The following is an 18,408-nucleotide window of genomic DNA, read 5'->3' as shown; positions in this document are numbered from 1 at the left end:
AGGGAACGGGCGCCCGCGCCGGCGGGCAGCGCGCGATGCCGCGCGGCGCTCGGCGGGGCGCTCAGTGGGTCGCGGTGCGCACGAAGTCCGCGAGCGGCTGGCCGGAGGCGATCACCGCCTGGCCGATCACGCCATGCCAGTGGTCCTCCGAGCCATGGGCCAGGCGCCATTCGTGCAGGCGCCGGGTGTGCAGCTGGAGGTCGTATTCCTGCGTCACGCCGATGGCGCCATGCACCGCGTGCGCGATGCCGGCGCAGGCGGACACGGCATCGCTGGCGCGCGCCTTGGCGAGGGCGGCGGCCATCGGCGCGGGCATCGCGCCGCCGCCCTGGAAGGCCGCCTCGGCCGCCACGCGGGAGGCCGCCACCAGCTCGGCCATCACCGCCAGCTGGTGCTGGATGGCCTGGAACCTGCCGATCGGCTTGCCGAACTGCACGCGGTCGTTGCCGTACTGCAGCGTGATCTCGAAGGTCCGCGCCAGCGCGCCGGCCAGCAGGGCGGCATAGAGGGCGGCTGCGAAGACGCGCACGCCCCCGCCAGGGTCGCCGGCGCCGGCGCCGCCGCCGGCGAGCGCGAACCGGCGCGGCGCGGCGTCGGCGCCGAACTCCAGCGACGCCACCAGGCTGCGCCCGACGCCCGCCCGGTGCCGCCTGGCCCCGGCGCAGTCGAACAGCAGCACCTGGGCATCACCGGCATCGGCGACGACGTGGTCGGCGATGGCGCCGAACGGGACGTTGGGGCAGCGCCAGCCGCCGCCCTCGAGCGCTCGCGCGGCGGGCGCCAGCGTCACCATGCCGCCGGGCACCGCATCGGCCGGCAGCAGGGCGCGGGCGACCAGGGTCTCGCCGATCGGCAACGGCATCGCATGGCGACCCAGCGCGTGCAGGATCGGGAACAGGTCGGCCAGGCCCAGGGCCGCGCCGCCCGCCGTCTCCGGCGCCAGCAGTTCCAGGAAGCCGGCCTCCGCGATGGCGTCCCAGAGCGGCGCCGGACTGCCGCCCGCCTCGATGGCGCGCACCAGGGCCGGCGTGCAGTGGTCGCGCAGGATGTCTTCGAATGCTTCGGTGAACATGGGGTCGGTCTCTCGGTCGTTCAGCGCAGGCCGAGACCGCGCGCGATCATGCCGCGCAGGATCTCGCGCGTGCCCCCGCGCAGCGAATAGGTGGGCGCGATCTGGCTCACGTAGGCCGAGGTGCGCAGCAGCTCGGCGTCGATCTCGCGCGTGGGATCGGCGCCCAGCGCGGCCTCGATGACGGCCGGGATCTCCTGCTCGAAGGTCGTGCCCAGTTCCTTCACCAGGGCCGCCTCGACCACCGGACTCTCGCCCGCCGCCAGGCGCGCCGTGACCGACAGCGACAGGTTGCGCAAGGCCGAGAGGTGGGCGGCGAAGCGCCCGACGGCCGCCACGTGCGCCGCGGCGTCGCCGCTCGCGCGCAGTGCCTCGAGCCAGCGGTCGAGCAGCACGATGCTCGAGTAGATGCGTTCCGGACCGCTGCGCTCGAAGGCCAGCTCGGCCGTGACCTGCTCCCAGCCGGTGCCCTCGCTGCCGATCAGGGCGTCTCCGGCCAGCGCCACGTCGTCGAAGAACACCTCCGAGAAGTGCGCGTCGCCGGCCAGGTCGCGGATCGGGCGGATCGTGATGCCCGGCAGCGAGAGGTCGATGATGAACTGCGACAGGCCGCGATGCCGGTCCTCCGGCGCGCCGGAGCTGCGCACCAGCGCGATCATGTAGTGGCAGTTGTGGGCGTTGGTGGTCCAGATCTTGCGGCCGTTGAGCGTCCAGCCGGTCGCGGTGCGGACGGCGCGCGTGCCCACGCTGGCCAGGTCGGAGCCGCTGTTGGGCTCGCTCATGCCGATGCAGAAGAAGGACTCGCCGGCGCAGATGCGCGGCAGATGGAAGCGGCGCTGCGCCTCGGTGCCGAACTTCAGGATCAGCGGGCCGCTCTGGCGGTCGGCGATCCAGTGGCCGCCCACCGGCGCGCCGGCCGACAGCAGTTCCTCGATCAGCGCGAAGCGGGAGAAGGCGTCGAGTTCGGCGCCGCCATAGGTCCGGGGCAGCGTGACGCCGACCCAGCCGCGCGCGGCGAGCTTGCGGCTGAAGTCGCCGTCGAAGCCCATCCACGAGCGGGCCCGCGCATCCGCCGGCAGCACCGGCTGCTCGGCCGCCAGGAAGGCGCGCACTTCGGCGCGGAAGGCCTCCGCCTGCGCCGGCAGCCGGGCGAAATGGAAGTTGTCCAGCAGGCTGCTCATAGGCCGATCGTGTAGCCGCCGTTGACCGACAGGTGCTGGCCGGTGATGTAGGAGGCGGCGTCCGAGAGCAGGAAGCACACCGGCCGCGCCACCTCGCCGGCCTCGCCCCAGCGCCCGAGCGGGATCTGCGAGAGGTAGGTGTCGGCGAATTTCTCGCCCCGGATGGTCTCGGTCATGGGCGTCTCCACGACGCCGAAACCCACCGTGTTGCAGCGGATGTCGAACTTCGCCCACTCGCGCGCCGCGCACATGGTCATGCCCAGCACGCCGGCCTTGGCGGTGCCGTAGTTGATCTGCCCGATGGTGCCGCGCCGGCCGGCGTCCGAGGAGATGTTGACGATCGAGCCGGCGATCTTCTCGCCCGCCTTGGCGCGCGCCAGCAGGTGGCGCCCCAGGGCCTGCAGGAAGTGGAACGAGCCGGTCAGGTGCACGTCGATGACGGTCTGCCAGGCCTCGAGCGTCATCTTGTCGATCATCGCGGTGCGGGTGACGCCGGCGTTGTTGACCAGGCCGTTGACGCCGCCGAAGGCGGCCACGCCGGCATCGACCGCCGCCTGCGCGACGGCCGCGTCGGCCACGCTGCCGGTGACCGTGACGCAGCGCTCGTCGCCCAGCTCGGCGCGCAGGGCGTCGAGCGCCCCGGCGTTGACGTCGACGGCGACGACCCGGCCGCCCAGGGCGACCACGGTCGCGGCGAGCGCCTTGCCGATGCCCTGGCCGGCGCCGGTGACGATGACTTGCTTGTTGTGGAGGGAGAAATCAGGGGTCTGCACGCGGGCTCCTCGATGGATGGGGGGTGTCTCTGGGGCGCCTACAGTGTCTCTTCGGTGCCGAGCACCATCGTCGCCTGGCTGGAGAGCTCGCCGCCGTTGCCGTGGGCCACGGCCAGCCGGGCGCCCTCGACCTGGCGCGCCCCGGCCGTGCCCTGCAGTTGCTGGGTCGCCTCGACCACGGTGAACAGGCCATACATGCCCGGATGCACGCAGGAGAGTCCGCCGCCATTGGTGTTGACCGCCAGTTCGCCGCCCGGCGCGATGCGGCCGCCCTCGACGAACGCGCCGGCCTCGCCCTTGGCGCAGAAGCCCAGGTCCTCCAGGAACAGCAAGGTGTTGATGGTGAAGGCGTCGTAGACCTCGACGACATCGATGTCGCGGGGCGTGACGCCGGCCTGGGCCATGGCGCGCGGGCCGGAGATGGCCGCGGCGGTGGTGGTCAGGTCGGGCATGGAGGTGATGTCGCGGTGGTGCGTCGAGGCGGCATTGCCCAGGATGTAGACCGGCCTGCGGCTCAGGTCGCGCGCCCGGTCGGCGCGCGTCATGACCAGCGCGGCCGCGCCGTCGGTCACCAGGCAGCAGTCGCGCACCGAGAGCGGATCGCACACCAGGCGCGAGGCCAGGTACTCGTCCATGCCCAGCGGCTCGCGCATGAAGGCATCGGGATTGAGCCCGGCCCACTGGCGCGCGGCGATGGCCACCGCGCCGAGCTGCTCGCGCCGCAGGCCGTACTGGTGCATGTAGCGCGAGGTCGCCAGCGCATAGGCGCCGACCGGGCGCGGCAGCCTGTAGGGACCCTCGTAGGCCGTCGGCCGCATGGCGCTCACCAGGCCGCCGGCGGCGCTGCGCTGGTTGCTGCCGTAGGCCACCAGCGCGACGTCGCACTGGCCGGCCTCCAGCGCCAGCGCGGCCCACATGCAGTGGGTGAGGAAGGCCGAGCCGCCGGTGCGGTTGTTGTCGGTCACCCGGGGCGTGATGCCCAGGTACTCGGCGAAGGTCAGGCCGGAGAGGAAGTCGTCGGGCAGGGCGATGAACAGTCCGTCGACGTCGGATGGCGCCAGGCCGACCGCGCCGAGGGCGCGCACGCTGGCGGAGACCGCCAGGTCGATGGACGACAGGCCGGGCGCCTCGCCCATGCCATAGGTGGCGGTGGAAACGATGGCGGTCCTGCCGCGCGGGAATCGGTCTTCGCTCATGGGGATCCTGGCTTTCTCATTGCACGACGTCGAACACGACCAGCGGCTTGCCGTCGACGGTGTCGATGCGGGCCTTCACGGCCATGCCGATGCGCACGTCCTGGGGCGCCACGCCCTCGACCCGGCTCATCATGCGGGGGCCCTCGGCGAGCTCGACCAGGGCGACGTTGAAGGCCGGCTCGGGCGGCTTGCGCCGCACCACCGTGGTGGCGTGGACGATGCCGTCGCCGCTCGCCGGCACCCATTCCAGGTCCAGCGCGCCGGTGCGCGGGGCGGCCACGCGGGGATAGAAGACATGCTCGCCCGAGGAGCGCGAGCGCTGGATCATGAAGCGGCCCTGCGCCAGGAAGGCGAAGTACGCCTGCTCGGGCTTGAGCACTTCGGCGGCGGCGCCGGAGGACGCGGCCGATGGGGAGGATGGGGAGGATGGGGAGGATGGGGAGGATGGAATCATGGACGGGTCTCCGTGGGCCAGCTGTAGAGGGGAGGCTGCTTGTCGACGAAGCGCCGCACCGCCTCCTGGTGGAAGGCGCTCTCGCGGCACATGGCCTGCGCCATGGCCTCCTGCGCGCAGACGCTGCGGCGGTCGCTCTCGAAGGCGCGGTTCATGATCGACTTCGCGACGCCCAGGGCGCCGGCCGGCGCGTCGTGGAAACGCGCCGCCAGTTCCAGCGCGGCCGCGCGAGGGTCGTCCTCGACGATGCGATGCACCAGGCCGATCCGCCGGGCCTCCTGGGCATCCACCACGCGGGCCGTGAAGACCATCTCCTTGGCCGTCGCCAGGCCGACGGCGCGCGGCAGCAGGTACATCGCCGCCATGTCGGGCACATAGCCGAGCCGGCTGAAGACCGAGCAGAACGAGGCGCGCGGCGTCGCCAGCACGAAGTCCGCGCACAGCGCGAACGACAGGCCACCGCCGAAGGCGACGCCATCGATGGCGGCGATCACCGGCTTCTCCATGTCGATGAGTTCGTCGAACCAGCGATGGATCGCCAGGATGCGGTCGCGGCCCTCGAAGACATCGCGCGCCGCGCCCTGCGACTCGGCCAGCACCTTGACGTCGCCGCCGGCGCAGAAGTGCCGGCCCGCGCCGGTGATGACGACGGCGCGCACCGAGGGGTCGTCGCGCAGGGCCGGCACGGCCACGGCCAGCTCGGCGCGCATGCCGTAGTCCAGGGCGTTGCGGGCCTCGGGGCGGTTGAGCGTCAGCACGGCGGTGGCGCCGACGCGTTCGATCAGGAGGGCTGCCATGGCGGTCGCGCGGCGCTCAGTGCGTGATCTGGATGAGCCACTGCGCGACCAGCACCGGCCGCTCGACGCCATCGACCCGCACCTCGACCTCCCAGGTGCAGCGCAGGTCGCCCGGGCGGACGTCCTCGGCCCGCGCCAGGGTGAAGCGGCCCGAGAGCATCGAGCCGCTCCTGACCGGGCCGGTGAAGCGCACCTTGTCGAAGCCGTAGTTCACGCCGTGACGGCGGTTGGGGAAGCTCAGGCACTGGCCATACCAGGCCGGCAGCAGCGCCAGCGTGAGCAGGCCGTGCGCGATGGTGGTGCCATAGGGCGATTCCGTGGCGGCGCGCGCCACGTCCACGTGCAGCCACTGGTGGTCGTGCGTCAGGTCGGCGAAGACGTCGATCATCTTCTGGTCCACCAGCATCGACGTGCTGGTCGTGCTTTGGCCGACGAAGGCGCGGATGGCGTCGGGGGAGTCCAGGGTCACCATGGGTTCGTTTCCTTGAGGGAGGGAGGGAGGCTCAGTCGGCCTTGACGCCGAGCAGGTGCGCGAGCGGGATCCAGCGCGCGCGCTCGTCGGCGATGAAGCGGCCGAAGCTCGCGGGCGATCCGGGCATGGGCTGGGCGCCGATCTGGTTCAGCCGGGCGACGAGGTCGGGCTGCGCCAGGGCGTCGTTGACCGCCTTGTTCATGCCGTCGATGGCCGCGCGCGGCGTGCCGGCGCGCGCCATGACGCCGAACCAGGCGCTGGCGTCGTGGCCCGCGTAGCCGGCCTCCTTGAGGGTCGGCACGTCGGGCAGCTGCGGGAAGCGCCGGGCATCGAGGATCGCCAAGGGGACGATGCGCCCGGCCTTGGCCTGCTGCAGGCAGGAGGGCAGGGCGTCGTACATGATGTCGACGTTCTCGCCCAGCATGCTGGTGATGGCCGGGGCGCTGCCGCTAAAGGGCACGTGCGTCACGCGAAAGCCCATCGCGCGGCTGGCGCCCTCGCCGGCCAGGTGGGTGATGTTGCCGCTGCTGGCCGATCCCATCGTGAAGCCGGTGCCGGCCTTGGCGCTCAGGGCGATCAGCCCCGGCACGTCCGTCACCCCCAGGCCCTTGCGGGTCACCAGCAGCAAGGGCGACTTGCCCATGCCGGCCACCGGCACGAAGTCCTTCTCGGGGTCGTAGGGCATGCGGGCGTAGATCGCCTGGTTGATGACCAGCGGCGCGTTCGAACCGACGAAGAAGGTCTGGCCATCGGGCTCGGCGCGCAGCGCGGCCTCGGCCGCGATCATGCCGGCGGCGCCGCCCTTGTTGTCGATGACGATGGGCGCGCCCAGGTGGCGCGCGGCGGCGGTGGCCACCAGGCGCGTGATCTGGTCGGCGGCGCCGCCGGCCGGGTAGGGCACCACGAAGCGGATCGGCGCGCGTTCCTGCGCGCCGGCGCCGAGGGCGGCCATCGCGAGGAGGAGCGCGCCGGCGAGGGCGCGGAAGGCCGGCTGCAGTGGGCGTCGCATGTGGGGTCCTCGGATCGGGTGCGCGGGGCGGGGTGGATCGGGTGGCCGGGCCTGGCCGCTCAGACGACGCCGCGCTCGCGCAGCCCGGCGATGCGTTCGGCATCGAGCCCCAGCATTTCGCCGAGCACGGCGTCGGTGTGCTCGCCGAGCGTCGGCGCATGGCGGCCATAGACGATGGGCGTCTCCGAGAAGCGCAGCGGGCTGGCCACCGCCGGCGCTTCCACGCCCGCGCCGTGGGGCAGCGACAGCTTCATGCCGCGATGCCGCACCTGCGGGTCGTCGAACACCTGCTGCATGTCGTGGATCGGGCCGCAGGGCACGTTCGCCGCCTCCAGCAGCTCGACCCACTCGGCCATCGAGCGCGCCAGCAGGGCCTCGGCGAGCTGCGGGATCAGGGTTTCCCGGTGGCGGTTGCGGTTGGCCGCGCTGGCATAGCGCTCGTCCGCCGCCAGGTCCGGGCGGTCGATCACGCGGCAGAACGCGCGGTACTGCGAGTCGTTGCCCACCGCGACGATCAGGCTGCCCTCGCGGCAGCGGAACACCTGGTAGGGGACCATGTTGGCGTGGGCGTTGCCCATGCGGCGCGGCATCTTCCCGGAGAGGAAGTAGTTGATCGCCATGTACGAGTTGACGGTGACGACGCAGTCGAGCAGGGACATGTCGATGTACTGGCCGACGCCGCTCACGTGGCGATGCTCCAGCGCGCCGAGGATGGCGGTGGTGGCGTACATGCCGGTGAGCAGGTCGGTGATGGCGATGCCCACCTTCATCGGCTCGTCGCCCGGCGTGCCCTCGGGCTGGCCGGTGATGCTCATCAGCCCGCCCATGCCCTGGAAGACGAAGTCGTAGCCCGGCAATGCCGCGTAGGGGCCGTCCTGGCCGAAGCCGGTCACCGAGCAGTAGACCAGCCGGGGGTTGATGCGCCGCAGGTCCTCGTAGGCCAGGCCGTAGCGCGCCAGCGTGCCGACCTTGTAGTTCTCCACCACCACGTCGGCATCCCTGGCCAGGGCGCGGATCAGTTCCTGGCCCTCGGGCAACGACAGGTCGCAGGTCAACGACTTCTTGCCGCGGTTGGCGCTGAGGAAATACGACGAGTCGCGCGTCTCGTGGCCCTCGGCGTCCTTCAGGAACGGCGGGCCCCAGGTGCGGGTGTCGTCGCCCTGCACGGGGCGTTCGATCTTGATCACCTCGGCGCCCATGTCGGCGAGATTCTGGGTCGCCCACGGGCCAGCCAGGATGCGGGTCAGGTCGAGAACCTTGATGTGGCCCAGAAGCGATGTCATGGCGACGAGCGTAAGAGCCCAGCCGACCCGCCGTCCAATATTGTTTGGAGGAATATCGATAGCGTTCCGGTATCGCCGATGCGGGTTTGCACTGACAGGGTCGGGGTCGATGAGGGGTCGCGCTGGCGATGGCACGTCGTCGAAACGGTATCGCCGTCAGCGAAATCGATATTGGACCGATGGCACGCGGCGGCTTAGGCTCGCCCCGTGGCCGGCATGGTGCCGGCACGGCCAACAAAATCCCCGCCATGAACCCATGCCTGCTCTACGAGCAAAGCGACCACGTCGTCACGCTGACGATGAACGATCCGCAACGCCACAACCCGCTCACCGGCAACACGATGGTCGACGAGTTCCTGGAGGCCGTGCGGCGCATCGATGGCGACCGCTCGGTGCGCGCCGTGATCCTGACGGGCAACGGCGGCTCCTTCTCGGCCGGCGGCGATGTCAAGGCGATGCTGCGCCAGACCGCCGGGGAGGTCGACGCCATGCAGGTGCGGCACGACTACCGCGCCGGCATCCAGCGCCTGCCGCTCGCGCTGTTCAACCTGGAGGTGCCGGTGATCGCGGCCGTCAACGGCCATGCCATCGGCGCCGGCCTGGACCTGGCCTGCATGTGCGACATCCGCATCGCCGCCGACGGCGCCAGGTTCGCGGAGAGCTTCGTGAAGGTCGGCATCGTCGCCGGCGATGGCGGCGCCTGGCTGCTGCCGCGCATCATCGGGCTGTCGCGCGCGGCCGAGCTCTCCTACACCGGCCGCACCATCGACGCGCGCTGCGCGCTCGACTGGAACCTGGTCTCGCAGGTGGTGCCGGCGGCCGAGCTGATGGCCTGCGCCCGCCGGCTGGCCGAGGAGATCGCGGCCAATCCACCCCATGCCGTGCGACTGACCAAGCGCCTGATCCGCGAGGGCATGACGACCCGCCTGGACACCCTGCTGGAACTCGCCGCGATGTACCAGGCGGTGTCGCACCAGACGCCCGACCATCGCGAAGCCGTCATGGCCTTCATCGAGAAGCGCGCGCCCCGGTTCGGCGGCTGAGGGCGCGGCGGTCCGCGCGGGGTGAACGGTTATGCTGAACCCACCCTTTCGCGCGACCACCATGGACCTCCGGCGCATCCGCCATTTCGTCGTCCTCGCCGACACGCTCAATTTCCGCAAGGCGGCCGAACGCCTGCACATGGCGCAGCCGCCGCTGTCGGTGTCGATCCAGAAGCTCGAGGCCGAACTCGGCGCCAGGCTCTTCACGCGTTCGAGCAGCGGCGTCGCCCTCACGCCCAGCGGCCGCGCGGCGCTGGTCGAGGCGCGCCGCCTGCTGTTCCACAACGACCAGTTCGTCGAATCGGCGACCCATGCCGCGCAGGGCACCGGCGGCAGCCTGCGCGTGGGCTTCGTCGGCTCGTGCACCTCCGGCATGCTGCAGCGGCTGGTGCCGCTGTTCCGCGCCGCCTATCCGGGGGTCGAGCTGACCCTGAAGGAAGCGACCTCGACGCTCATCCTGCAGCAGATCGAGAGCGACGAGCTCGACGTCGGCATCGTGCGCACGCCCTTGCTCGACGGCACGCGCGCGCGCCTGGTGCCGCTGGAGCGCGACGAGTTCGTCGCCGCCATCCCGCGCGGCAACCCGCTGGCGGCCCGGTCCGAACTGTCGCTCGGCGAGATGGCGCACGAGGCCTTCGTGCTGTACACGCGCGGCTTCGCGGCCGGCCTGCACGGCGCGGCCATGCTGGCCTGCCAGCACGCGGGCTTCGTGCCGCGCGTGGCGCAGGAGGCGACGCAGGTGCAGACCGTCCTGGCGATGGTCGAGAGCGGGCTCGGCGTCGCCCTGGTGCCTTCGGTCATGCAGCGCTTCGCCTCGCAGAAGATGGTGTATCGGCCGCTGACCGGACTGCCCGAGGGAGCGGCGATCGGCCTCGCGCTGGCCTACCGGCCGGACATGGAGAGCGGCGCCGCGCAGAGCTTCCGCCGCCTCGCGGAGCGCGAGTTCGCGGGCGCGCCGGCGCGGTCCGCCACCGACGGCGCGCCGCCCGGCGCCTAGGCGCCGTCGGCCGTCCCATCCCCGGCCGGCCGCGCCAGCACGCATTCCAGGAAGCGCAGCGCGGCCGAGGTTCCGCCGGTCGGCGGCAGCGCCAGCGCCAGCCCGATCGAGGTCGCGGCGCCGGCGCCCGACAGCGGCTTGAAGACCACCTTGCGCGTGGTGTGCCGCGCCGCCACGGAAGGCACCAGGGCGATGCCCATGCCGCTCTCCACCAGGCTGATCACGGTCTGCACCTGGGTCGCCTCCTGCGCCACGCGCGGCACGAAACCCGCCTCCTGGCAGGCCAGCATCGCGGCGGCATGCAGGCCCGGCACCTCGGTCGGGCCATACATCACGAAGGCTTCGGCCGCCAGGTCGGCGAGCTTGACGCGGCGCCGCCGGGCCAGCGCGTGGTCGGCCGACAGCGCGGCCACGAAGACATCGCGTTCGGCCGCGACGATGCGCGCCTGGCAGGCGCGGCCGATCGGGAAGCGCACCAGGCCGACGTCGATGTCGCCGCGCTCGACCATGTCGACGATGCGCGCCGTGGTCGATTCCGACAGCGCCAGCTGGACCCCCGGATGCCGGGTGCGGAAGTGCGGCAGCACGCGCGGCATCAGCGCGTAGGTGGCCGAGCCGACGAAGCCGACCCGCAGCACGCCGGCCTCGCCGCGCGCCGCCGCCAGCGCCGAGCGCGTGAACTCGTCGCCGAAGAACACCGCGCGCCGCGCGTGCTCCAGGGCCGCCACGCCCGCCGGTGTCAGCTCGGTGCCACGGCGGTTGCGCGCGAACAGCGGCACGCCGACGCGCGCCTCGAGCCGCCGGATCGAGGCCGACAGTGGCGGCTGGGCGATGTGCAGGCGCTCGGCGGCGCGGTGGAAGTTGAGCGTCTCGGCCAACGCGATGAAGTGACGCAGGAGTCGCGTGTCCATGGGCGCGGAAGGTATCACAGGGCGCGCGATTGATATTGGACCGCGCCGGCGGCGCTTTCCAGAATGGCGGCCGGAGACGACGTGAGACGACGACCAACAACCGACGACGCCGGACCACCGGCCATGACGAGGGGACGCCGAACGATGCTGCCGCTGGAAGGAATCAAGGTGCTCGACCTGTCGAGCGTGGTGTTCGGGCCGCTGGCCAGCCAGACGCTGGCCGACCATGGCGCCGAGGTGATCAAGATCGAGCCGCCCGAGGGCGACTCGACGCGCCACACCGGCCCGGCGACGGAGCCCGGCATGTCGGCGCTGTTCCTGGGCAGCAACCGCAGCAAGAAGAGCGTGGTGCTGGACCTCAAGCGGCCGGCCGCGCGCGAGGCGCTGATGGCGCTGCTCGCCGATGCCGATGTCTTCATGCACAGCATGCGGCCGCAGAAGCTGGCGCCGCTGGGCATCGACCCGGCGACGCTGTCCGCGCGCTTCCCCCGGCTGGTGTACGCCGGCTTCCACGGCTTCGCGCAGCATGGCCCGTATGCCGGCCGGCCGGCCTACGACGACGTCATCCAGGGCATGTCGGGGCTGGCCGCACTGATGCAGATGCAGTCGGGCGAGGCGCGCTACCTGCCGACCATCGCGGCGGACAAGACCTGCGCGCTGGTCGGCGCCCAGGCCATCCTGGCGGCGCTGTTCCGGCGCGAGCGCACCGGGCGTGGCGCGGTGGTGGAGATCCCGATGTTCGAGACCATGGTGGCCTTCAACCTGGTCGAGCACCTGTACGGGGCGCACTTCGAGCCGCCGCTCGCGCCGGCGGGCTATCCGCGCCTGCTGACGCCCTGGCGGCGGCCCTGGCGCACCGCCGACGGCCACGTCTGCATGATGCCCTACACGAACGCGCACTGGCGGCGCTTCTTCGCCGAGGTCGGCGCGCCGATGCTGGCCGACGATGCGCGCTTCGTCGACGTCGGGGCGCGCACGCGGCACATCGGGGAACTGCTGGAGATCGCCGGCGGGCATGTCGCGCGCGGCACCACGGCGCACTGGCTCGCCACCTGCGAGCGACTGGAGATCCCGGCCGCCCCGGTCAGCCGCCTCGACGACCTGCCGGCCGATCCGCACCTGGTGGCGACCGGCTTCTTCGCGACGCTGGACGATCCCGCCATGGGCACGCTGCGCTTTCCCGGCGTGCCGGTGAGCTTCGACGGCGCGCGGCCCCCGGTCGGCATGCCGCCGCGCCTGGGCCAGCACACGCGCCAGAGCCTGGCCGCCGCGGGCTGGCCGCCCGAGCGCATCGACGCGCTGATCGCCGGCGCCGACGCGTCCCGCGCGCCCCACGTCCCCGACGCCGCCCATGTCCCATCCCTCCAGGAGCCCACGCCATGACCGATCGCGACACCCACCGCCAGCCCGGGGACGCCATGCTGCCGCGCCTCGGCCAGGGCTTCGTCTGGCAGCAGCTGGGCATCGGCCAGCGGCTGCGCACCTTCCGGCGCACCGTGACCGAGGCCGACCTGGTCGGCTTCATCGGCGTCACCGGCATGCTGGAGGCGATCTTCATCGACGCCGACTACGAGGCCGGCGCCATCGCCGGCCGGCCGGTGCCGGCGGCGCTGACCTATGCGCTGATCGAGGGCTTCATCCTGCAGACCATGATCCAGGGCACCGGGCTCGCCATGCTCGAGCTGACGCAGCGGATCCACGCGCCGGTGCGCGTGGGCGACAGCATCGACGCGGTGGTCGAGGTCACGGGCATCCGGCCGACCTCGCGCGGCGGCCGCGCCATCGTCGATTCGCGCATCACGGTCTTCAACCAGCACGACCGCTGCGTCATGCACTACGACGCGCGGCGCCTGCTGGCCGGCGCCGACACGCCGATCGCCTGAGCGCGACGAGGCGCCGCGACGGCGCCCCGGCCGCGCCCCGACGGTTCCCCCCCCCCGAAGAAGCACAACGCCACGGAGACAACGCATGGCCCACCCCGCATCCGCATCCACAGCCGCATCCGCATCGACCCCGCCAGCGGCCACGGCACGCCGTCCCGGTTGGCGCGTCCTCGGCGGCGCGCTGCTCGCGCTCGGCGCGACGACCACCGCCCTGGCGCAGCCCGCGCCCTATCCGGCCAGGCCGATCACGATGGTGGTGCCGTTCCCGCCCGACGGCCCGACCGACCTGATCGCGCGCGTGCTGGCGCAGAAGCTGGGCGAGCAGATGGGCCAGAGCGTGCTGGTCGACAACCGGGGCGGCGCCAACGGCAACATCGGCGCGCAGGCCGTGGTCAAGGCGCCGGCCGATGGCTACACCGTGCTCTACAACACCTCGTCCATCGCCCTGAGCCCGGCGCTCTACCGCAACGTGCCCTACGACGTGCGCAAGGACCTGGCGCCGGTCGCGCTGGTGGCGGTGGTGCCATTGGCGCTGGTGGTGCATCCGTCGATCCCGGCGACCACGGTGCGGGAGTTCGTGGCCCATGCCCGGGCGCATCCGGGCAAGCTGTCGTACGGCTCGGCGGGCAATGGCAACGTGACGCACCTGGGGGCCTACCAGTTCGTGCAGGCGCACGGGCTGGAGGCGACGCACGTGCCCTACAAGGGCAGCGCCCCGGCGGACGTCGACCTGGTGGGCAACCAGATCCAGTTCATGACCGACACCGTCAACTCGGTGATGGGCTTCGTGCACGACAAGCGCATGCGGATGCTGGCGGTGACGACCGCCCGGCGCATGTCGCTGTTCCCGGACGTGCCGACGCTCGCGGAGTCGGGCATGCCGGGCTTCGAGGTCGGCGCCTGGCAGGGCGTGATGGTGCCGGCGGGCACGCCGCCGGCGGTGGTCGAGCGGTTGAACGCCGAGATCCGCAAGGCCCTGCAGGCGCCCGACGTGCGCGAGCGACTGGCGCTGCAGGGCGCCGAGCCGCTGGGCTCGACGCCGCAGGAGTACGGCGCCTACGTCCAGCGCGAACTCACGCGCTGGGCCGGCGTCGTGAAGTCCACCGGCATCACGCTCGACTGAGCGCGGGAGGCACATCCATGACAACGACCCGTCGTACCGTCGCCGCCACCCTGGCGCTGCTGAGCGCCACCCTGCTGCTGGCCATCGCGCCCGCCGCGCCCGCCGCCGCGCAGGAATTCCCCTCGCGGCCGATCCGCTTCGTGGTGCCGTTCCCGCCGGGCAGCGGCACCGACACCTCGGCGCGGTACTTCGGCCGCAAGCTCACCGAGCTGACCGGCCAGCCGGTGGTGGTGGACAACAAGCCCGGCGCCAACGGCTTCATCGCCGTCAAGACCGTGCTCGCCAGCCCGGCCGATGGCTACACCGTCTTCGTCGGCAGCAACTCGACGCTGGCGGTCAATGTCGCGCTGTTCAGGGCGCTGCCCTACGACCCCACCACCGACCTGGCGCCCCTGACGATGATGATGCGGGCGCCGGCGCTGATCGTCGTGCCGGGCGCCTCGCCCCATGCGAGCCTGGCCGATCTGATCGCGGGTGCCCGCGCCCGGCCGGGCGTGATCGACTATGGCGCCGGATCGGCGGGCTACCAACTGATGGGCGAACTCTTCAACGACGTGGCCCGGGTGCGGACCACCCACGTGCCCTTCAAGGGCGCCGGCGAGGCGGTGGTGGGGGTGGTGTCCGGCACGGTCCACATGGCCTTCGCCGAGGTCACCAGCGTCAGGGAGCTGGTGCAGTCGGGCAGGGTGCGCGCTCTCGCCGTCGCGGCCGACCGGCGCGTGCCCGCGTTGCCCGACGTGCCGACGGCCGCCGAGGCTGGCCTGCCGGGCTTCGCGGCCTACACATGGGTCGGCGCCATGGTCTCGGCCCGCACCCCCCGGGCCGAGACCGAGCGGCTGGCCGAGCTGCTGACGCGCATCGAGACCCTGCCCGAGACGCGCGAGTTCTACGAGCGCATCGGCGCCGAGACGATGCGCGGCGGACCGCAGGAGATGCGCGCCTTCCAGGGCGCGGAGATCGAGCTGTGGAAGCGCATCGCGACCGAGGCCCGGGTTCCGCGGCAGTGAGCCGCTCGTGGCGCGCGCCCGTCGCCGGCGCGCGCGCAGGACTCACTCGACCTTGATGTGGGCGGTCTCGATCACCTGCTTGAACTTGCGCGTCTCGGACTGCAGGAAGTCGCGCAGCTGGTCCTGGTCGAGGTCCATCGGCAGGAAGCCGAGCTCGGCGATGCGGGCGCGCGTCGGCGGGTCCGCCAGCGCCGCCCTGACCGAGCCCTCGAGCTGGCCGACGACGGCCGGCGGCGTGCCGGCCGGCGCCAGGAACGCGACCCAGCCCTCGGCGGCATAGCCGGGGTAGCCCTGCTCGGCCACCGTCGGCACCTCCGGCAGCGTCGGCCAGCGCCTGGCGGAGGTGACGGCGATGGGCCGCACCTTGCCGGCGCGGATCAGTGGCGTCATGGCCGTGATGGTGTCCGACATCAAGTCGATCTGGCCGCCGATCAGGTCGTTCAGGGCCGGAGCCGAACCCTTGTAGGGCACGTGGGTCATGCGGATGTCGGCGGCGGCATTGAGCATCTCCATGAACAGGTGCTGCGTCGTGCCGTTGCCGGACGAGCCATAGGTCACCGCGCCGGCCTTGCGGCGGGCGCTGCCCACCAGGGCCTGCAGGTCGCGGATCGGCGAGTCGCTGGACACCACGATCACCTGGGCGATCCGCGCCACGCCGGCCACCGGGCTGAAGCTCCTGACGGCGTCGTACCGGGCGACGCCGGGCTGCAGGGTCGGCGAGACGGTCATCGGGCCGCTGCCACCCGCCACCAGCGTGTAGCCGTCGGCCGGCTGCGTCGCCACGTACTGGGTGCCGATCACGCCACCGGCGCCCGGGCGGTTGTCGATCACCACCGGCTGGCCGAGCCGGGCCGCCATCTGCTCGCCGACCAGGCGGCTCAGGGTGTCGGACGACTGGCCGGGCGGAAACGGCACCACCAGCTTGATGGCCCGGCTGGGGAAGGTGTCGGCCAGGCTGGAGCCGACGACGAGGGCCGCGAGGCAGGCGGTCAGTACGCGGGGAAGCAGGCGCATGGAAGGAGTCCTTGGAGGCGGTGGAGCGGTTTCAGAAGAGGTGGCGGATGCCGAGCGCGAAGGCGGTCTGGTCGTCGGTGCCCGGCTGCAGGGTCGACAGGGCATTGAAGTTCAGCGCCGCGTTGCGCGCCGTGCCGTAGACGGCATAGACATCGGTGCGCCTGGACAGCGCATAGGTCGCGCGGGCCGCGATCGACCGGGGCGTGCCGGTGGAGGGCGCGGTGGTGGAGTGCACGTTGTTCTGGTAGTAGCCGATGGCGGCATTGATGGTCGGCGTGAACTGGTACTCGACACCGGCATAGGCGATGTTGTCGCGGGTCGTCAGGACGGCGTTGGGGTTGACCGTGCGGCCGTCGCGGATGCCGGCGTAGAAGGTGGCGGCGCCCAGGGTGTAGCGGGCGGCGGCAACGAGCTTGCGCACATAGCCGTAGTTGCCAAGGTCGCCGGTGGTCGCGTAGGCGGTGTTGGTCTGGTCGTACGACAGCGCGACGCCCCATCCGGTGGGCTCGTAGGCCATGCCGACGGAGTAGTTGGCGGCGCCCCGGCGGCCCTGGGTCGATTCGCCGAAGCCATAGTGGCCCTCCAGCTTCACCGGCCCGGAGAGGTAGGTGTACTTGACCGAGTTGTCGGTGTAGATCGACTCGATCTGCGCATAGGGTTCGTACTGCGGCGCGCGGGTCAGCGGGAAGTAGCGCGACAGCACGTCGAACTGCGCCGTGTACTGGCGCCCGAAGGTCAGCCGGCCCAGCCTGTCGTTCTCGAGGCCGACGAACGACAGCCGGTTGAAGAAGCGCGTCGCGTTGCCGGCCGTCCCGCTGTCCGGCCCCAGGCCGGCCTCGAGCGTGAACAGGGCCTTGGTGCCGCCGCCCAGGTCCTCGCTGCCACGGAAGCCCAGGCGCGAGCCGAACAGGCCGTCGGACTTCAGCTGCGTCAGGTCGCCATAGCCGCCATTGATGTTGCGGTGGTTCGAGCGCTCCAGGTTGAGATCGATGACGCCATAGACCGTGACCGAACCCTGCGCCTGGGTCTGGAACGGCAGCAGGGCGGAGGCGATCAGGCACGCCGGGGGCAGTACGGCACGTACGCGAGACTTCATGGGAACTCCAGGGGGTGGGGGAAAGCGGGCGGTGGTGGCGGTGGCGGTAGTGACGTCTCAGGCGTCTCAGGCGCCCCAGACGCGCCGCAGCAGGGCGAGCCAGTTGCCGCCGAGCAGCTTCGTGATCGATGTCTCGCTCCAGCCGCGCTGCAGCATGGCGGCGGTGATGTGGGGGAACTGGTGCAGCTTCTCGACGCCGGCGGGCTTGTTGATCTTCACCGAGCCGAATTCGGTCAGCTTGCGCGCCGTGCCCTTGTCGCGGTTGGCCCACAGCAGCCACGGGCCGGGACGCGCGTGGCCCTGGCTGTAGTCGGTCCCGATGCCGACGTGGTCCCAGCCGACCAGGTCGATGACGTGTTCCATGGCATCGAGCACGTCGTGCACGGTCGAGTCGTTGCCGGCCTTCAGGCCGGGCGAGAAGAAGCTGATGCCGATGACGCCGCCCTTCTCGGCGCAGGCCAGGAACAGCTCGTCGGGCTTGTTGCGCTTGACGTCGTGCAGCGCGCGGGGCAGCACGTGGGTGATGGCCACCGGCTGGCGCGAGTGGGCGATGACATCGGCCGTGGTGCGGTCGCCGACGTGGCTGAGGTCGCACAGCACGCCGACGCGGCCCATCTCGTCGACCACCTCGCACCCGAAGCCCGACAGGCCGCTGTCGTTGGCCTCCAGGTAGCCGCTGCCGGAGTAGTTCTGGGTGTTGTAGGTCAGCTGCATGATGCCCACGCCCAGGCGCTTGAAGATCTCGAGGTAGTCGAGCCGGTCCTCCAGCGGCGAGGTGTTCTGCCAGCCCATGATGATGCCGGTCCTGCCGCTGGCCTTGGCGCGCTCGATGTCGCCCACGGTCCGCACCGGCATGATCAGGTCGGCATGCTCGGCGAAGCGGTGGTTCCAGGCCGCCACCTCGTCGATGCCCTGGCTGAAGTTCTCCCACAGCACGTTGGAGGCGTTCAGCGCGGTGATGCCGGCGGCGTGCGCCTCCTCGAAGATCTCGCGGCTCCAGTTGCAGGTGTGCAGGGCGTCGATGACGATGGAGCGCTCGTGCAGGGCGGTCGACTCGGGGGTGCGGGTGATGGGGTCCATGGTGCGGTGCTCGGGGGGGA

At 71.9% G+C, this 18,408-nt stretch carries 19 protein-coding genes; 6 read left to right on the top strand and 13 right to left on the bottom strand.

The features are described 5' to 3' along the window. Positions 1 to 61: 61 nt before the first annotated feature. From AC1MLT_RS20905 to AC1MLT_RS20865, 9 genes are all read right to left on the bottom strand, one after another. Positions 62 to 1,072: an acyl-CoA dehydrogenase family protein gene (locus AC1MLT_RS20905; protein ID WP_481036200.1), complete on the bottom strand. Its 1,011-nt coding sequence runs from the start codon at positions 1,070 to 1,072 to the stop codon at positions 62 to 64. A gap of 20 nt (positions 1,073 to 1,092) precedes the next feature. Further along, a complete protein-coding gene (locus AC1MLT_RS20900) occupies positions 1,093 to 2,250 on the bottom strand; it encodes an acyl-CoA dehydrogenase family protein (protein ID WP_481036199.1) in 1,158 nt (385 codons plus the stop codon). After that, positions 2,247 to 3,023 (bottom strand): SDR family NAD(P)-dependent oxidoreductase, encoded by a 777-nt coding sequence (locus AC1MLT_RS20895; protein WP_481036198.1) that lies wholly within the window; start codon positions 3,021 to 3,023, stop codon positions 2,247 to 2,249. The genes AC1MLT_RS20900 and AC1MLT_RS20895 overlap by 4 nt, the downstream gene beginning before the upstream one ends. A 38-nt stretch (positions 3,024 to 3,061) precedes the next feature. Continuing rightward, on the bottom strand, positions 3,062 to 4,219 hold the full coding sequence (locus AC1MLT_RS20890) for a thiolase (protein WP_481036197.1): 1,158 nt from the start codon (positions 4,217 to 4,219) through the stop codon (positions 3,062 to 3,064). A gap of 16 nt (positions 4,220 to 4,235) precedes the next feature. Then, positions 4,236 to 4,547 carry a Zn-ribbon domain-containing OB-fold protein gene (locus tag AC1MLT_RS20885; protein WP_481036429.1) on the bottom strand — a complete coding sequence of 104 codons (312 nt, stop codon included), beginning with the start codon at positions 4,545 to 4,547 and terminating at the stop codon, positions 4,236 to 4,238. A 122-nt stretch (positions 4,548 to 4,669) separates the two neighbouring features. Continuing rightward, positions 4,670 to 5,470 carry an enoyl-CoA hydratase/isomerase family protein gene (locus tag AC1MLT_RS20880; RefSeq protein ID WP_481036196.1) on the bottom strand — a complete coding sequence of 267 codons (801 nt, stop codon included), beginning with the start codon at positions 5,468 to 5,470 and terminating at the stop codon, positions 4,670 to 4,672. A 16-nt stretch (positions 5,471 to 5,486) separates the two neighbouring features. Then, positions 5,487 to 5,942, bottom strand: coding sequence for a MaoC family dehydratase (locus AC1MLT_RS20875; protein WP_481036195.1), 456 nt, complete (start codon positions 5,940 to 5,942; stop codon positions 5,487 to 5,489). 31 nt (positions 5,943 to 5,973) lie between these two features. Then, positions 5,974 to 6,951 (bottom strand): Bug family tripartite tricarboxylate transporter substrate binding protein, encoded by a 978-nt coding sequence (locus tag AC1MLT_RS20870; protein WP_481036194.1) that lies wholly within the window; start codon positions 6,949 to 6,951, stop codon positions 5,974 to 5,976. Positions 6,952 to 7,010: 59 nt separating this feature from the next. After that, a complete protein-coding gene (locus tag AC1MLT_RS20865) occupies positions 7,011 to 8,234 on the bottom strand; it encodes a CaiB/BaiF CoA transferase family protein (protein ID WP_481036193.1) in 1,224 nt (407 codons plus the stop codon). Between the two features lie 248 nt (positions 8,235 to 8,482). Between AC1MLT_RS20865 and AC1MLT_RS20860 the strand changes: the two genes are divergently transcribed. Together AC1MLT_RS20860 and AC1MLT_RS20855 are read left to right on the top strand one after the other, a co-directional pair. Beyond that, positions 8,483 to 9,277 carry a crotonase/enoyl-CoA hydratase family protein gene (locus tag AC1MLT_RS20860; RefSeq protein ID WP_481036192.1) on the top strand — a complete coding sequence of 265 codons (795 nt, stop codon included), beginning with the start codon at positions 8,483 to 8,485 and terminating at the stop codon, positions 9,275 to 9,277. 61 nt (positions 9,278 to 9,338) lie between these two features. Then, positions 9,339 to 10,274, top strand: a complete 936-nt coding sequence (locus tag AC1MLT_RS20855; protein WP_481036190.1) for a LysR family transcriptional regulator — start codon at positions 9,339 to 9,341, stop codon at positions 10,272 to 10,274. On the opposite strand, the gene AC1MLT_RS20850 is transcribed toward AC1MLT_RS20855, so the two are convergent. Further along, the gene (locus AC1MLT_RS20850) at positions 10,271 to 11,185 is read right to left on the bottom strand and encodes a LysR family transcriptional regulator (protein WP_481036189.1); all 915 of its coding nucleotides are present in this window, start codon (positions 11,183 to 11,185) and stop codon (positions 10,271 to 10,273) included. The genes AC1MLT_RS20855 and AC1MLT_RS20850 overlap by 4 nt on opposite strands. 144 nt (positions 11,186 to 11,329) lie before the next feature. On the opposite strand from AC1MLT_RS20850, the gene AC1MLT_RS20845 reads away from it, so the two are divergent. From AC1MLT_RS20845 to AC1MLT_RS20830, 4 genes are all read left to right on the top strand, one after another. Next, positions 11,330 to 12,568: a CaiB/BaiF CoA transferase family protein gene (locus AC1MLT_RS20845; RefSeq protein ID WP_481036427.1), complete on the top strand. Its 1,239-nt coding sequence runs from the start codon at positions 11,330 to 11,332 to the stop codon at positions 12,566 to 12,568. Next, on the top strand, positions 12,565 to 13,068 hold the full coding sequence (locus AC1MLT_RS20840; RefSeq protein ID WP_481036187.1) for a MaoC family dehydratase: 504 nt from the start codon (positions 12,565 to 12,567) through the stop codon (positions 13,066 to 13,068). The genes AC1MLT_RS20845 and AC1MLT_RS20840 overlap by 4 nt, the downstream gene beginning before the upstream one ends. Before the next feature lie 85 nt (positions 13,069 to 13,153). After that, positions 13,154 to 14,191 (top strand): tripartite tricarboxylate transporter substrate binding protein, encoded by a 1,038-nt coding sequence (locus AC1MLT_RS20835; protein WP_481036186.1) that lies wholly within the window; start codon positions 13,154 to 13,156, stop codon positions 14,189 to 14,191. A 17-nt stretch (positions 14,192 to 14,208) separates the two neighbouring features. Continuing rightward, positions 14,209 to 15,198 (top strand): Bug family tripartite tricarboxylate transporter substrate binding protein, encoded by a 990-nt coding sequence (locus AC1MLT_RS20830; protein WP_481036185.1) that lies wholly within the window; start codon positions 14,209 to 14,211, stop codon positions 15,196 to 15,198. Positions 15,199 to 15,240: 42 nt separating this feature from the next. On the opposite strand, the gene AC1MLT_RS20825 is transcribed toward AC1MLT_RS20830, so the two are convergent. The 3 genes from AC1MLT_RS20825 to AC1MLT_RS20815 all read right to left on the bottom strand — a co-directional run bounded on the left by AC1MLT_RS20825 (position 15,241) and on the right by AC1MLT_RS20815 (position 18,388). Then, positions 15,241 to 16,212, bottom strand: coding sequence for a Bug family tripartite tricarboxylate transporter substrate binding protein (locus AC1MLT_RS20825; protein ID WP_481036184.1), 972 nt, complete (start codon positions 16,210 to 16,212; stop codon positions 15,241 to 15,243). A 31-nt stretch (positions 16,213 to 16,243) separates the two neighbouring features. Beyond that, positions 16,244 to 17,308, bottom strand: a complete 1,065-nt coding sequence (locus AC1MLT_RS20820) for a porin (protein ID WP_481036182.1) — start codon at positions 17,306 to 17,308, stop codon at positions 16,244 to 16,246. Between the two features lie 66 nt (positions 17,309 to 17,374). Beyond that, on the bottom strand, positions 17,375 to 18,388 hold the full coding sequence (locus AC1MLT_RS20815) for a membrane dipeptidase (protein WP_481036181.1): 1,014 nt from the start codon (positions 18,386 to 18,388) through the stop codon (positions 17,375 to 17,377). Between the last annotated feature and the right edge of the window lie 20 nt (positions 18,389 to 18,408).

The organism is Variovorax sp. PEI5, from assembly GCF_056679935.1.
Note: the sequence above shows the minus strand (reverse complement) of the source record. Positions and strands in the feature narration are given on the sequence as shown.

What these genes read in the sequence shown, in the direction of transcription:
- AC1MLT_RS20905 (WP_481036200.1), bottom strand. Translation starts at nt 1,072, where the DNA reads ATGTTCACCGAAGCATTCGAAGACATCCTGCGCGACCACTGCACGCCG.
- AC1MLT_RS20900 (WP_481036199.1), bottom strand. Translation starts at nt 2,250, where the DNA reads ATGAGCAGCCTGCTGGACAACTTCCATTTCGCCCGGCTGCCGGCGCAG.
- AC1MLT_RS20890 (WP_481036197.1), bottom strand. Translation starts at nt 4,219, where the DNA reads ATGAGCGAAGACCGATTCCCGCGCGGCAGGACCGCCATCGTTTCCACC.
- AC1MLT_RS20885 (WP_481036429.1), bottom strand. Translation starts at nt 4,547, where the DNA reads ATGATCCAGCGCTCGCGCTCCTCGGGCGAGCATGTCTTCTATCCCCGC.
- AC1MLT_RS20880 (WP_481036196.1), bottom strand. Translation starts at nt 5,470, where the DNA reads ATGGCAGCCCTCCTGATCGAACGCGTCGGCGCCACCGCCGTGCTGACG.
- AC1MLT_RS20875 (WP_481036195.1), bottom strand. Translation starts at nt 5,942, where the DNA reads ATGGTGACCCTGGACTCCCCCGACGCCATCCGCGCCTTCGTCGGCCAA.
- AC1MLT_RS20870 (WP_481036194.1), bottom strand. Translation starts at nt 6,951, where the DNA reads ATGCGACGCCCACTGCAGCCGGCCTTCCGCGCCCTCGCCGGCGCGCTC.
- AC1MLT_RS20865 (WP_481036193.1), bottom strand. Translation starts at nt 8,234, where the DNA reads ATGACATCGCTTCTGGGCCACATCAAGGTTCTCGACCTGACCCGCATC.
- AC1MLT_RS20860 (WP_481036192.1), top strand. Translation starts at nt 8,483, where the DNA reads ATGAACCCATGCCTGCTCTACGAGCAAAGCGACCACGTCGTCACGCTG.
- AC1MLT_RS20855 (WP_481036190.1), top strand. Translation starts at nt 9,339, where the DNA reads ATGGACCTCCGGCGCATCCGCCATTTCGTCGTCCTCGCCGACACGCTC.
- AC1MLT_RS20850 (WP_481036189.1), bottom strand. Translation starts at nt 11,185, where the DNA reads ATGGACACGCGACTCCTGCGTCACTTCATCGCGTTGGCCGAGACGCTC.
- AC1MLT_RS20845 (WP_481036427.1), top strand. Translation starts at nt 11,330, where the DNA reads ATGCTGCCGCTGGAAGGAATCAAGGTGCTCGACCTGTCGAGCGTGGTG.
- AC1MLT_RS20840 (WP_481036187.1), top strand. Translation starts at nt 12,565, where the DNA reads ATGACCGATCGCGACACCCACCGCCAGCCCGGGGACGCCATGCTGCCG.
- AC1MLT_RS20835 (WP_481036186.1), top strand. Translation starts at nt 13,154, where the DNA reads ATGGCCCACCCCGCATCCGCATCCACAGCCGCATCCGCATCGACCCCG.
- AC1MLT_RS20830 (WP_481036185.1), top strand. Translation starts at nt 14,209, where the DNA reads ATGACAACGACCCGTCGTACCGTCGCCGCCACCCTGGCGCTGCTGAGC.
- AC1MLT_RS20825 (WP_481036184.1), bottom strand. Translation starts at nt 16,212, where the DNA reads ATGCGCCTGCTTCCCCGCGTACTGACCGCCTGCCTCGCGGCCCTCGTC.
- AC1MLT_RS20820 (WP_481036182.1), bottom strand. Translation starts at nt 17,308, where the DNA reads ATGAAGTCTCGCGTACGTGCCGTACTGCCCCCGGCGTGCCTGATCGCC.
- AC1MLT_RS20815 (WP_481036181.1), bottom strand. Translation starts at nt 18,388, where the DNA reads ATGGACCCCATCACCCGCACCCCCGAGTCGACCGCCCTGCACGAGCGC.